The sequence below is a fragment of the Pseudomonas putida genome (genome assembly GCA_029953615.1).
Classification (GTDB): domain Bacteria; phylum Pseudomonadota; class Gammaproteobacteria; order Pseudomonadales; family Pseudomonadaceae; genus Aquipseudomonas.
In genome coordinates this window covers 1,526,464-1,539,226 of the sequence record CP124529.1, presented here as the reverse complement: position 1 = coordinate 1,539,226, position 12,763 = coordinate 1,526,464, and the positions used below count along the sequence as shown (strand labels likewise).

The following is a 12,763-nucleotide window of genomic DNA, read 5'->3' as shown; positions in this document are numbered from 1 at the left end:
CCTAACTGGAGCTTTCCATGAAACCGCAATTTCGTATCGTCGCTGACGGTACCGATATCACGCGCCTGATCAATGACCGCCTGCTGATGCTGCGCACACTCGACAAGCCCGGCATGGAGTCAGACGAGTTCGAGCTGCGTATTGATGACCGGGACCAGGCTGTTTCGCTGCCGTCTCGAGGCGCCAAGGTCGAGGTGTTTTTAGGCTACGACGGCGCGCAACTGACCCGCATCAACAGCTATACAGTTGATGAGGTTGAACTGACCGGACCGCCGGACACGCTGGTGATCCGAGGTAAGGCCAGCGACATGCGCGGCAGCGGCAAGACCACCCGCAACGGCAGTTTCGAGGGAAAGACCTTGGCCGAGATTGTCGCCACGGTGGCTCGCCGCAATGGCTGGGTACCGGCCTGCGATGTGCAGACCGTTATGCCGCGAGCGGACCAGCTGGGCGAGTCGGACTACAACTTTATTACCCGCATTGCCCGGTTGCATGACTGTGCCGCCAAGGTGGCCAACGGCAAGCTGTTGGTCCTCAAGCGGCAGGCGGGTGTCACGGCCAGCGGCAAAACGCTGCCGGCGATCACCATCCGCCGCTCGGACGTTAGCCGCTACTCGTTCCGCCTCGGGGACCGCTCGACCCACAAGAGCGTCAAGGCCACCCACCACAACGCCAAGACCGGCACGCTGGACGTTATCGAGCTGAAAAACGACGACGCCCCGGACGGCCTTCCGCCGGTGCATACGGACCGCCACATACACCCGAACAAGACCGCTGCCGAGCAGGCGGCCAAGGCGCGCCTGGCGGCGTTCAATCGCTCGACGGCCGGGGTGCGCTTGGAAATGCCGGGACGCGTCGACCTATTCGCTGAACGCCAGATCAACGCCCAGGGCTTCAAGGATGGCTTTGATGGCGAGTACCTGGTGGATTCCCTGGAGCAGGTATTTACCCAAGCCGGCTGGTCGACCACCGTTGAATGCAATGGCGGCCAGAAGGGCAAGGCAAAGGCCGCCGGCAAGAAAAAGAAAGGTAGCGGCCCGCTCCAAGTGCTGCAGCTGTAACCCTCCCCCGGCCGCGCTCTGCGGCAATCATCCAAGGAAAACTACCATGGCAATTATCTCGGCTGCCCAAGCAGGCGGCACCAACGTGCTTCGGTTTCTGGACCTGATCGCCTTCTCAGAAGGCACCTCCACCGTAAAGGCGAGCAATGACGGCTACAACGTGCTGTATGGCGGTGGCCTGTTCGCTGGCTATGTCGATCATCCGCGCAAGAAGCTGACATTCCCCATCAATGGCAAGCCCGTGACGAGCACCGCCGCCGGCCGGTATCAGCTGCTCGCTCGCTACTGGGATGCGTACCGGGCCAGCCTTCGCTTGGTGGGCGGATTCACGCCGGAGAACCAGGACCGCATTGCGCTACAGCAGATCAGTGAGCGCAAGGCCTTGGACGATATCAAGGCCGGTCGCATCGAGCAGGCCATCTGCAAATGCTCGAACATCTGGGCATCGCTGCCTGGGAACAGCTACGGCCAGAACCCCCATCGCCTGGACATGCTGCTGACCCAGTGGCAGAAGCTCGGCGGAGTACTGGCGTGATCGGCCTGGGCGACGTACCGGCCTGGTGCTGGTGGCTTGCAGCGCTGCTGATTGTGGCTGGAGCCCAGGAAATACGAGTGGGAGCGGGAAAATATGAGGCCTTGGATGCCAGGTCAGAGCTTGCCGACTACCGTCTGGAAGTCGCCGAGCGCGACCAGCGAGCCGCAGCACAGGCAAGGCAGGAGGAACAGCGACGCGCTCAAGCGCAGGAGGAAGCGAGAGCCCATGCCCAGGAAGAACGAACGATTGCTGATGCTGGCGCTGCTGACGCCGATACTGCTGGCCAGCGGCTGCGCAGTGACGCTGCCCAGTTCGCCACCTCCGTCAGTCGCCCCGGCACGGATACCGCCGCTATGGCCAGAGGCCAGGCAGCCACCCGCGCCGCCATGGTGCTCTCCGACCTGCTCGACCGGTCTGTCGCTACGAATCGAGAGCTGGCGAAAGCTTATGACCAAGCCCGAATAGCAGGTGATTTATGCGAGGCGTCCTATAATGCCCTGATCAAGTGATCGGGGCAGGGAAGTGGACAAACGCACCTTCATAGGGATGGTTGAGGCCGGCGAGCCGCTGATTCAGCAGGCCATCGACGCATTGCGGGCATACCACGAAGCTCAAGATCGTGGCGCATCACCTGAAGAGGTCGAGCGCTTACATCTGCTGGCCGAGTCACTGTTCCAGGTGGTGTCCGATTACCAGCTCCGCGTCATCGCCAAGGCCAGAGGCAAGGATTTGCCACCCCTTCATTAGCGCCGGTTACCGGGAGTACCACGCCGCTAGCGCCAAGCAGCCAGCCGCGCCTCTATGGTGCTCTCCGACCACCATGTGGATCAAATCATGATGCCTGACAACCCAGACATGATTTAGGTTGTCCACGCAATAAAGCGCTACTCCTAAGAAAAAATGGACAAGTCAAAAGTAGGAAGGTTGCGCCTCAGCTTAGGCGCACTTCCAAGCGATTTACGAATGTCATTTAGTTCAATTGAGGCGAGAGAGGTGCATCATCTAAGTCAGGCTCCAGTTGGCGGGGCAACCAATCTAGAAAGATCAAACGCGTCCCTGAAATGATGTTGTATTGCCGCTTTTTCTTCTCTTCCTGCAGGAATTATGACGAATATGTCTGCATGGCTAGGGGTCTCCTCGAGAGGAGTGGAAAAAACTGCAAAAATGCGCCTGCCATCAGGAGTTTTAGCTTCCCTAAAATATGAACAAAGGCCGGCGACATAACCTAAGTAGCTGCGCTTTTTATCTTCAGGCTTGCCTTCGTTAAATTTCGTCACTTTCTCGGCACCAAATACATGGATCTTTTCCGGCGTGGTCAACGATAGCTGCTGTACCGAGATTCCCCTCTTTGTCGCTTCACTGAAAGCACCCTCTGTAAATTCAGATTCTTGTGCCTTTACATGGCTAGGGCTTTCCATAGCCCTAGCTAGTAGTTCTCCGTCAGCGACTCGGCTACTTGTTTCGTAGATGCGATACTCCTCTGCTGCCAGCAGAGCGTCATCCACGTAGTTGCACGCAACTAGTGACTTATAGCGATTCGCCGAAGGGGTTTTCTCTTCGTCAAATATTTCACTCAGCCTTTCAGGCATTTTAGCGCCTCAAAGGTCTTTGATTGAATTTAGCGTGTTCGCGTAGTTTTTCAGTCTCAGATAAGTAAAATGTAGCGACTGAGCTTTTTCGCGTAGGTCTGTGCATCTGATAAACAGTCACACTTTGTTCGCCGTAGAGCGATACCGAAATATAAGTGTCCCTATTGTCAAATATGAAGGTTGGAATGCCTTCGTCATCTAACCCAGGGGTTACATTTGGGCACGACTCGATTTCGCTACTCACCAGACGTAAAAAGACATGGGCGTCCGCCAGGCTGGACTCGCTTGGAGGTAAGGCTTCATCGCCATCCCACCCGTGCTCGAGATGTGCGTAGCGTTCCAGAGCAGCTACTGCATCTACGCAGTACGAACGCCAAGGAAGATCTTCCTCTTCAATGGAAACAAGCTCATCGTTATTCCAGGCCAAAGAGCAGAACTGAAATTCAGATGGAGATATAGTCACACTTCCCATGTCCTCCCACACAAAGTGCGGTTCGGAGGTAGACGTGCGCTTAGCAATTTCCAAACAAGCGCCGAGAGCATAGTCCTTAAAACCAAAGCAAGTGCCGCTTCGCTCTGGTACAAATGCCTCAAAGCTAGGGTGGATGTTAATATTGAAAAGCTCAGCTGCTCTAAGGGCTGCGTTCATATATTACTCCTGCTTAGGCTTTTTCAAGCCAATCCGTGCAGACAGTTCATCAGATACTATTTCATCCAGAATGCATGAGTTATGAATTCTGATGTTGTTGAGTGTCTTCTGGAAGACTTCTGAGAAGTTATTGCTGGCGTCTTCCGGATCCCAGAAATCATTCACGTGAACTAGGTCCAGCGTTACGATGTACTCGCTGTTGTCCCAGTCTTCGCCAATTTTCTGAACACCATGGCTGGCGCGAATATTGTGAAGTAAATGGGAGTTATCTGCAGCTTTTCCAAAAACGCCTATGGCGAAATGCCAGAAATCGCCTTTTTTTTCCAAGCACACTTGTGGGATGTATTTTGAGTTTCCCTTAAGAGACTCCGAGGGTTCCCAGTTTTCGTCAGTAGTCACGAATTTGTTCAGGAATCTGACAACTACTCGTTTTAATTTGGCGTTCGATTTCTCAAATGCGGTGTTTGCAGTTTCTAGGTAAAACGAACTATCAGCTACAAAGCTATTAAAGTTTGAGTACGCTTGAGTAGTGTATCTGGCGAAAGCCTCGTGGATTTCAAAGCTATCGCTTTCTTCATCATCTTTATTTTTACTATAGAACATATACCCGACTGGTTCAGGGGCAGATGTCAAAGCTTCATGAGCTGTTACACCTTGGCCAGCCTTGCGACGAACGCGCCGGTAAGGCAGGCGATTTTGCAGCCGCTTGGCTTCAGTACGGATAGTCTCAAGCCCAGCGGCGGTGACCTCAGAGGTGAACTCGCAGGTTACCGAAATGGAATCTATGGCATGAGTGTCATACTGGGGCTTGAGCACAGGAGAAATCCTTTGATTTGCCTAGCAAGATGGTCGTCTGGCTTGGCGGAATTAGCTTGGTCCTGACGTGAGCATAGCATCATGTCTGACGAGACCGTAAGGCTTGGGTTCCATTACATTCTGAGTGCAAGAATGGAAGGATCCCAAGCTGTCATTAAGCTGGCATTACGGAGCCAATCCAGCCCAAAAACACACAAAAAAGGCACTTACGCATAGAGCTAAGTGCCTGATTTGTTTGGAATTATTGGTGGAGCCGGGGGGATTTGAACCCCCGTCCGCCAGTACTCCGCTGTCGGTACTACATGCTTAGCCGTGTCTACTGATTTAATCCGCAGCCGCCCGACGGGCAGGGTGCTTTGGATGAGTTGTGTAAGTTTTAGTCACTTCGCCCACAACGTGCTACGCGACGATCCTGTTCTGTATGACAATCAGTTCGGGTTTACAGGCATCCCCTAGTGATTGCTGGAGCCGAAGCTACCAGAAGCAACGGGTCAAGAGACCGCATTAAGCGGCCAGCTTGTACTCCGCGCCGTAGGTTTCGTCATTGGCAACTATAAAAGTTGCAACAGTGGATTTACGAGTTCTGTTACCAACTCGGCATGCACCTAGAGTTTCGCTACCGGCGTCGAATCCTAATCGGCCCCACACTAGCTCTTGGCTAACGCACCTTACGGTACGTGAGGCAGAGTATACGCCATTACGCGGGCGACGTCGACTGCCGGCCCGGTCGCCCGCTTTCTGGCCTCACGCGCCGCTGCCACCGCCGCTGGTGCCGCTGCCTTTCTCGGTTTTTTCCAGGCGCTCCAGCACTTTGCTGGTGATGGCGATGCATTCCTTGGTGTCGCCCGCGGCCTGGGCAGCCTTGGCTTTGTCGACGTGCTCGGTGATGGCCTTGTCCAGGCCTTCGGAGGTGGCGCCGGCGGTGGCCATGCTGTCGTCGATCTTTTGCAGGTTGGCCGTGCACAGGTCTTCGGCGGCGAACACCGGTGAAGCCAGCAGGGTGGCGGCCGCGAACAGGGCCGAAAGCGCGGTACCTTTCATGGGAGTCTCCTTCTGGGCCTCTGGAAGGTGGGCCTGTAAGGGTGGACTGCGGGGGATTGGCGCGGGTTCAATCGAGATGATGGCGGGGTGAGATGATGGTGGGGATGGCACCGGCTATGCCGGTGTTCGCGGTGAACCCGCTCCCACATGGAATTGGGTTGGCTCGGGCATGTGCAGTACCGGTGGGAGCGGGCGTGCCCGCGAAACAGGCAGCGCGGTGTATGGCACCGGCTGCGCCGGTGTTCGCGGGCATGCCCGCTCCCACAGGGTCAGATACTGCGGGGGCGGGTGACGCGGTCTACAAGGTAGACCAGGCCGTGGTAGTCGATGCCGCTGTGGCTCGATAGGCCAATCTCGCAGGTGCGGCTGGTGGAGATGCCTTCGCTGCAATACTGCACCGCATCCTTCAGGCTACGCAGCGAGTGGGCGTTGAGCTCGGGGGTAGTGAAGCCTTTGTCACCGGCAAAGCCGCAGCAATGTATGCCCTCCGGGATTACCACCTGTTTGCTGCAACGCCGCGCCAGGTCGATCAGCGCCTGGCTTTCGCCAAGGTGCTGGGTGCTGCAGGTCACATGCACTGCCACGGGTTCGTCCTGGGGGGTGAACTCCAGGCGCTCGAGCAGGTGGGTGCGGATGAAGCGCACCGGGTCGTACAGGTCCAGCCGGGTGTCGCTCAGGTCCTGCACCAGGCGCAGGGTGCACGGGCTGGTGTCGCAGTAGATCGGGTCGAGGCCGCCGCGGCTGGCGTGCAGCAGGGCGGCGATCAGTTCCTGGCGTTTGTGTTCGGCCTGCTCGGGGTAACCCTTGGAGGCGAACGGTTGGCCGCAGCACAGGCTGTCGGCGTTGTCGGGGAACACCACCTGATAGCCGGCCTTTTCCAGCAGGGCGCGGGTCTTGTCCAGCAGCGAACTCTGCTCGCGGTCGGCATAGGCCGGGCCCATCACTCGCGAGACGCAGGCAGCCAGGTACACCACCCGAGGGCGGGCGTCGTTGCTGGCCGGGCCGAAGTCCAGCGGGCGCAGGGGTTGTGGCATGGCCGGGGACCACTGTGGCAGGCGGCCTTTGCTGGCTTTGCTCAGCGAGGTGCTCAGGCGGCCCAGGCGTGGAGCGCCGAGCAGCTTGCGGGCGGTGTTGGCGGCGGTCAGGGTCAGGCGCGCTCCAGCCAGGGCGGTGTGGAAGTGTTCGGCCAGCCAGTCGGCGGTTTTTTCGTGCCCGGCGGCCTGGCTGCGCAGTTTTTTCACCAGTTCGCCGGTATTGATACCGACCGGGCAGCGCTGGGCGCACAAGCCGGTGGCGGCGCAGGTGTCGATACCCTGGTACTGGTAAGTCTGCATCAGTTCGCGGGTGTCGAGGCCGGCGCGCTGCCTGGCCTGGATATCACGCCACATGACGATGCGCTGGCGCGGGCTGAGGGTCAGCCCCTTGGACGGGCACACCGGTTCGCAGAAGCCGCATTCGATGCACTTGTCGACGATTTCGTCAGCAGCGGGCAGCGGCTTGAGGTTTTTCAGGTGGATGTCCGGGTCTTCGCTCAGCACCACGTCGGGGTTGAGGATGCCGTTGGGGTCGAGCAGGCGCTTGAGCTTCCACATCAGTTGGTAGGCGTCGTGGCCCCACTCCAGCTCCACGAACGGCGCCATGTTGCGCCCTGTGCCGTGTTCGGCCTTGAGCGAGCCGCCGAACTCCACGGCCACCAGTTGCGCGACGTCGTCCATGAAGGCCTGATAGCGGGCGACTTCCTCGGCACTGTTGAAGCCTTGGGTGAAGACGAAGTGCAGGTTGCCTTCCAGGGCGTGGCCGAAAATGATCGCTTCGTCGTAGCGGTGCTTGTCGAACAGCTGGATCAGGCGGTTGACGCCCTCGGCCAGTTGTTCGACGGGGAAGGTGACGTCTTCGATAATCACCGTGGTGCCGGTCTGGCGTACGGCGCCGACGGCGGGGAAGGTGTCCTTGCGGATCTTCCACAGCTGGTTGTACACGGCCGGGTCCTCGCTGAAGTCCACCTGCTGCTCCAGCGGGAAGTCGGCGATCGAGGCCATCACCTGTTGCAGCTGTTCATGCAGCAGGCTCTGGCTGGCGGCGCGGGACTCGATCAGCAGGGCGCAGGCATTGTTCGACAGGCCTTTTACCCACAGCGGCATGCCGGGCATGTCCTGCACCGAGCGCAGGCTGCGGCGGTCGAGCAGTTCTACCGCAGAAACTGGCTGGCGCTTGAGCACGGTCACCGCGCGGCAGCAGCTTTCCACGCTGGGGAACACCAGCAGGGCGCTGGCCTTGTGAGGGTGGTCGGGCACGGTGTCGTAGGTGACGGCGCTGATGAAGCCCAGGGTGCCTTCGGAGCCGACCAGCAGGTGCTGCAGGATGTCCAGCGGCTGGTCGTAGTCCACCAGAGCGTTCAGCGACAGGCCAGTGGTGTTCTTCAGACGGTATTTGTGCCGGATGCGCTCGGCGAGTGCAGTGTTGGCCCGGGTCTCGCGGCCCAGGCGGGCCAGTGCTTCCAGCAGGTCGGCATGGCTGGTCTCGAACGCAGCGACGCTCGGCCGGGTCTTCGCTGTCCAGGCGCGTGCCGTCGGCCAGCACCAGGCGCAGGCCGGCCAGGGTGTGGTAGGTGTTCTGCGCGGTGCCGCAGCACATGCCACTGGCGTTGTTGGCGACGATGCCGCCGATCTTGCAAGCGTTGATCGAGGCCGGGTCGGGGCCGATCTTGCGCCCGAAGGGGGCCAGCCAGGCGTTGGCCTGGGCGCCGATGACGCCAGGCTGCAGGCGGATCTGCTCGCCTTGGCCGCGGATTTCGCGGCCGTTCCAGTTATCGCCCAGCACGATCAGCACCGAGTCGCTGATGGCCTGGCCGGACAGGCTGGTGCCGGCGGCGCGGAAGGTGACCGGCACCCGCTCGCGCTGGGCCAGCTTGATCAGGCCGACCACTTCGTCTTCGGACTCGACGCGCACCACCAGCTTGGGGATCAGCCGGTAGAAGCTGGCGTCGGTGCCGAAGGCCAGGGTGGAGGTGGGGTCGTCGAAGCGGCGTTCGGCGGGGATCAGGCGCTCGGCATCACGCAGGAACGCGGCGGGCAGGCTCATGCAGTCTCCTCGCGGGGCCGTGGCGTCTGTGCGCCACATGCCCCGGGTCAATCAGGCGGTCGTTCTTGCGGGCGGTCAGGCGCCCAGTTCGCGTACCAGCGAGTCGCGGGTGATTTCGCTGATCGACTTGGCGCCGGTCAGCACCATCGCTACGCGCATTTCCTTCTCGAACAGCTCCAGCAGGTTCTTCACCCCCGCCTGGCCATGCACGGCAAGGGCGTAGAGGAAGGCGCGGCCGATCAGTACGGTATCGGCGCCCAGCGCAATCATGCGCACCACGTCGAGGCCGCTGCGGATGCCGGAGTCGGCGAGGATCTTCAGGTCACCTTTGACCGCATCGGCAATTGCCGGCAGGGCTCGGGCGCTGGACAGCACACCGTCGAGCTGGCGACCGCCGTGGTTGGACACGACGATGCCGTCGGCACCGAAGCGGACCGCATCGCGGGCATCATCGGCATCGAGGATGCCCTTGATGATCATCGGGCCGTCCCAGAACTCGCGGATCCACTCCAGGTCTTTCCAGGAAATGGACGGGTCGAAGTTGTTGGCCAGCCAGCCGATGTAGTCGGCGAGGCCGGTGGGGTTGCCGCGGTAGGTAGAAATGTTGCCCAGGTCGTGTGGGCGCCCCATCACGCCGACATCCCACGCCCACTCGGGGTGGGTCATGGCTTGCAGCACGCGGCGCAGCGGGCCGTTCTTGCCGCTCATGCCCGAGTGGGCATCGCGGTAGCGGGCGCCGGGTGTGGGCATGTCGACGGTGAACACCAGGGTCTTGACCCCGGCGGCCTTGGCCCGCTCCAGGGCGTTGCGCATGAAGCCGCGGTCCTTGAGCACGTACAGCTGGAACCACATCGGTCGGTCGATGGCCGGGGCCACTTCTTCGATCGGGCACACCGACACCGTGGACATGGTGAACGGAATGCCGTGGGCCGCCGCCGCGCGTGCCGCCTGCACTTCGCCACGGCGGGCGTACATGCCGGTGAGGCCGACCGGGGCCAGGGCCACCGGCATGCTCAGGGTTTCGTCGAACAGCTTGGTCTGCAGGCTGAGCTCGGACATGTTCTTAAGCACGCGCTGGCGCAGGGCAATGCTGGCCAGGTCCGAGACGTTGTGGCGCAGGGTGTGCTCGGCGTAGGCGCCGCCGTCGGCATAGTGGAACAGGAAGGGAGGCAGCTTGCGTTGGGCCGCGGCGCGATAGTCGGTAGAGGCAGAAATGATCATGGATTCTCGCAGCGTTGCTTGTGGGGATTGCCGGGCGCGCCATGGCGCCCGGCCCCTTTCACTTTAGTGATGAACCAGCATGCCGGTCAGCCAGTAGGCCTGGATCAGGGTGATCAGGCCGACGATGGTGGCGAAGAACAGGCTGTGCTTGACGGTGAAGCGGAACAGGTCGGATTCCTTGCCGACCAGGCCGGTGGCGGCGCAGGCCACGGCGATCGACTGCGGCGAAATCATCTTGCCGGTCACGCCGCCACTGGTGTTGGCCGCTACCAGCAGGGTGTCGTTGACCCCGATCTGGTGCGCGGTGGTGGCCTGCAGCGAGCTGAACAGGGCGTTGGACGAGGTGTCGGAACCGGTCAGGAACACACCCAGCCAACCAAGGAACGGCGAGAAGAACGGGAACGCGGCACCGGTACCGGCCAGCACCAGGGCCATGGTCGAGGACATGCCCGAGTAGTTGGTGACGAAGGCGAAGGCCAGCACCATGCCGATCGACAGGATCGGCCAGCGCAGCTCCCAGAAGGTTTCCTTGAAAGTGGTCAGACCAGTTTTGAAGTTGATCTTCAGCACGGCCATGGAGATCAGCGCCGAGAGGAAGATTGCGGTGCCGGTGGCAGAGATCGGGTCGAGCTTGAACACCGCTGGCATGGCGGTAGGCGCGGCGACGATCGGTGCAGTCTTGATCACCAGCTGGTCCAGGTGCGGGATAGCGAAGTTGAAGACGAAGTTGTACATCGCGCCGCCGGGGGCGAAGGCCGCCTTGAACGGTTTCAGGGTCCAGATGGTGACCAGCACGGTGAGGATCAGGAACGGCGACCAGGCCTTGAAGATTTCGCCAAAGCTGTAAGGGCTTGGCTGGCTGCCGCTTGGTTGCACCACGGCGGCGCCAACGCTGCCCTTGGCTTCGGCGAATGAACGCTTGGGCTGCCAGACTTTCAGGAACAGGGTGAGGGCGATCAGGCTGGCCAGGGCCGAGGTGATGTCCGGCAGCTCCGGGCCGATGAAGTTCGAGGTGAAGTACTGGGTAACGGCGAAGCTCAGGCCGGCAACCAGGGCGGCAGGCCAGGTTTCCTTCACGCCACGCAGGCCGTCCATCATGAACACCAGCCAGAACGGCACGAACAGCGACAGCAGTGGCAGCTGGCGACCGGTCATGGCGCCGATGTGGAAGGCGTCGATGCCGGTGACCTGGCCGGCCACGATGATCGGGATGCCCAGGGCGCCGAAGGCCACTGGCGCGGTGTTGGCGATAAGGCACAGGCCGGCGGCGTACAGCGGGTTGAAGCCCAGGCCTACCAGCAGCGCGGCAGTGATTGCCACCGGTGCACCAAAGCCCGCCGCACCTTCCAGGAAGGCACCGAAGCAGAAGCCGATCAGCAGTACTTGCAGGCGCTGGTCATCGGTAATCGACAGCACCGAGCTGCGGATCACTTCGAACTGGCCGCTCTTGACCGTGAGTTTGTACAGGAACACCGCGGCAACGATGATCCAGGCAATCGGCCAGAGGCCGTAGAGGAAGCCATAACCCGCGGCGGCGAATGCCATGTCGACAGGCATCTGGAAGGCAAAGATTGCCACCAGGATCGACAGCGCGAGGGTGATGCTGCCGGCCACGTGGCCTTTGAGGCGGAACACGGCGAGGGCAAGGAAGAAGAAGACGATGGGAATGACCGCCGCCAGTGCGGACAGGCCAAGACTACCAAGTGGGCTATAGAGTTGTTGCCAGGTTTGCATATTGGGGTGGCCCCTAATTGTTGTTGGTCAGGCACTGGCATTGGATAATTGGTAAGACCAATTTACAATGGCTGGGCGCTAGGTTAAAAGCGTCGTCGTGGGTGTGTCAATTTGTCCCGTGCAAAACTTTGGTCGAGTGCCGATGAGCGGGCGCCTGATGGGCTTGGAAAATCATTGCCTGATGGGTGTTTGCGCGGCCTGGATCGGCGAGAATAGACGCCCCCTGAAATCTGCCGGGGGTTTGTGGAGAGCATGTGATGGTTTTTGATCAGGTCCGCCAACGGCGCCTGTCCGACGACATCGTCGATCGGCTGGAAGGGATGATTCTGGAAGGTACGCTGACCTCGGGGCAGCGGCTGCCGGCCGAGCGCGTCCTCGCCGAGCAGTTCGGCGTGTCCCGCCCGTCACTGCGTGAGGCGATCCAGAAGCTGGTGGCCAAGGGGCTGCTGGTCAGTCGCCAGGGTGGGGGCAATTTTGTCGCCGAGTCCTTGGGGTCCACGTTCAGCGACCCGTTGCTGCAGCTGCTCGAGCACAGTGCCGAGGCGCAGCGTGACCTGCTCGAATTCCGCCATACCCTGGAGGCGTCCTGCGCCTACTACGCGGCCCAGCGCGCCACCCAGCCGGACCGCGCGCGGCTCAAGGCGGCCTTCGATGCGCTACAGGACTGCTATGCCAGGGCTGACGAAGTGACCCGGGCGGAGGAGGGGGCGGCCGATGCGCGCTTCCACCTGGCGATTGCCGAGGCCAGTCATAATGCCGTGCTGCTGCACACCATCCGGGGCTTGTTCGACCTGCTCAAGCGCAACGTGGTAACCAACATCGGTGGCATGTACCAGCAACGGGCCGAGACTCGGGACATGCTGATAAGCCAGCACCGGGAGCTGTACCTGGCGATAGTCGAGGGCAGGGCGGAGGAAGCGCGGGAGGTGTCCAGCCGGCACATTCTGTATGTGCAGGAGGTGCTGGAAGAGGCGCACGAAGAGGCGCAGCGGGTGGCGCGGGCGGAGCGGCGTAGCGGGCGCTGAGATTGGTGTTG

11 protein-coding genes, 1 other RNA gene and 1 pseudogene are annotated in these 12,763 nt (G+C 60.8%); 5 read left to right on the top strand and 8 right to left on the bottom strand.

Annotated elements, in window-relative coordinates; all coding sequences use genetic code 11:
* The first annotated feature begins 17 nt into the window (after positions 1 to 17).
* The 4 genes from QIY50_07060 to QIY50_07045 are packed head-to-tail and all read left to right on the top strand — an operon-like array spanning position 18 to position 2,343.
* Positions 18 to 1,061, top strand: coding sequence for a contractile injection system protein, VgrG/Pvc8 family (locus tag QIY50_07060; protein ID WGV21952.1), 1,044 nt, complete (start codon positions 18 to 20; stop codon positions 1,059 to 1,061).
* Positions 1,062 to 1,107: 46 nt separating this feature from the next.
* Complete coding sequence (locus tag QIY50_07055; GenBank protein ID WGV21951.1) at positions 1,108 to 1,596, top strand: glycoside hydrolase family 104 protein; 489 nt, start codon at positions 1,108 to 1,110, stop codon at positions 1,594 to 1,596.
* The gene (locus tag QIY50_07050) at positions 1,593 to 2,105 is read left to right on the top strand and encodes a DUF2514 family protein (protein WGV21950.1); all 513 of its coding nucleotides are present in this window, start codon (positions 1,593 to 1,595) and stop codon (positions 2,103 to 2,105) included. Before QIY50_07055 ends, QIY50_07050 begins: the two co-directional genes overlap by 4 nt.
* Before the next feature lie 13 nt (positions 2,106 to 2,118).
* Entirely contained in the window at positions 2,119 to 2,343 is a 225-nt protein-coding gene (locus QIY50_07045) for a hypothetical protein (protein ID WGV21949.1), read from the top strand.
* Between the two features lie 260 nt (positions 2,344 to 2,603).
* Here QIY50_07045 and QIY50_07040 read toward each other — a convergent pair whose 3' ends face one another.
* From QIY50_07040 to QIY50_07005, 8 genes and pseudogenes are all read right to left on the bottom strand, one after another.
* On the bottom strand, positions 2,604 to 3,185 hold the full coding sequence (locus QIY50_07040; protein WGV21948.1) for a hypothetical protein: 582 nt from the start codon (positions 3,183 to 3,185) through the stop codon (positions 2,604 to 2,606).
* Position 3,186: 1 nt separating this feature from the next.
* Positions 3,187 to 3,834, bottom strand: coding sequence for a hypothetical protein (locus QIY50_07035; GenBank protein WGV21947.1), 648 nt, complete (start codon positions 3,832 to 3,834; stop codon positions 3,187 to 3,189).
* A gap of 3 nt (positions 3,835 to 3,837) precedes the next feature.
* Complete coding sequence (locus QIY50_07030; protein ID WGV21946.1) at positions 3,838 to 4,650, bottom strand: hypothetical protein; 813 nt, start codon at positions 4,648 to 4,650, stop codon at positions 3,838 to 3,840.
* 245 nt (positions 4,651 to 4,895) lie between these two features.
* Positions 4,896 to 5,294, bottom strand: a transfer-messenger RNA (tmRNA) gene (gene ssrA / locus QIY50_07025).
* A 100-nt stretch (positions 5,295 to 5,394) separates the two neighbouring features.
* Positions 5,395 to 5,691: a hypothetical protein gene (locus tag QIY50_07020; protein WGV21945.1), complete on the bottom strand. Its 297-nt coding sequence runs from the start codon at positions 5,689 to 5,691 to the stop codon at positions 5,395 to 5,397.
* 269 nt (positions 5,692 to 5,960) lie between these two features.
* Positions 5,961 to 8,772: pseudogene (locus tag QIY50_07015) on the bottom strand (FAD-binding and (Fe-S)-binding domain-containing protein).
* A 75-nt stretch (positions 8,773 to 8,847) separates the two neighbouring features.
* Positions 8,848 to 9,993 carry an FMN-dependent L-lactate dehydrogenase LldD gene (gene lldD, locus QIY50_07010; GenBank protein ID WGV21944.1) on the bottom strand — a complete coding sequence of 382 codons (1,146 nt, stop codon included), beginning with the start codon at positions 9,991 to 9,993 and terminating at the stop codon, positions 8,848 to 8,850.
* Between the two features lie 63 nt (positions 9,994 to 10,056).
* On the bottom strand, positions 10,057 to 11,727 hold the full coding sequence (locus QIY50_07005) for a lactate permease LctP family transporter (protein WGV21943.1): 1,671 nt from the start codon (positions 11,725 to 11,727) through the stop codon (positions 10,057 to 10,059).
* Between the two features lie 257 nt (positions 11,728 to 11,984).
* Between QIY50_07005 and QIY50_07000 the strand changes: the two genes are divergently transcribed.
* A complete protein-coding gene (locus QIY50_07000) occupies positions 11,985 to 12,752 on the top strand; it encodes an FCD domain-containing protein (GenBank protein ID WGV21942.1) in 768 nt (255 codons plus the stop codon).
* The last annotated feature ends 11 nt before the right edge of the window (positions 12,753 to 12,763 follow it).

What these genes read in the sequence shown, in the direction of transcription:
- QIY50_07060 (WGV21952.1), top strand. Translation starts at nt 18, where the DNA reads ATGAAACCGCAATTTCGTATCGTCGCTGACGGTACCGATATCACGCGC.
- QIY50_07055 (WGV21951.1), top strand. Translation starts at nt 1,108, where the DNA reads ATGGCAATTATCTCGGCTGCCCAAGCAGGCGGCACCAACGTGCTTCGG.
- QIY50_07040 (WGV21948.1), bottom strand. Translation starts at nt 3,185, where the DNA reads ATGCCTGAAAGGCTGAGTGAAATATTTGACGAAGAGAAAACCCCTTCG.
- QIY50_07035 (WGV21947.1), bottom strand. Translation starts at nt 3,834, where the DNA reads ATGAACGCAGCCCTTAGAGCAGCTGAGCTTTTCAATATTAACATCCAC.
- QIY50_07020 (WGV21945.1), bottom strand. Translation starts at nt 5,691, where the DNA reads ATGAAAGGTACCGCGCTTTCGGCCCTGTTCGCGGCCGCCACCCTGCTG.
- lldD (WGV21944.1), bottom strand. Translation starts at nt 9,993, where the DNA reads ATGATCATTTCTGCCTCTACCGACTATCGCGCCGCGGCCCAACGCAAG.
- QIY50_07005 (WGV21943.1), bottom strand. Translation starts at nt 11,727, where the DNA reads ATGCAAACCTGGCAACAACTCTATAGCCCACTTGGTAGTCTTGGCCTG.
- QIY50_07000 (WGV21942.1), top strand. Translation starts at nt 11,985, where the DNA reads ATGGTTTTTGATCAGGTCCGCCAACGGCGCCTGTCCGACGACATCGTC.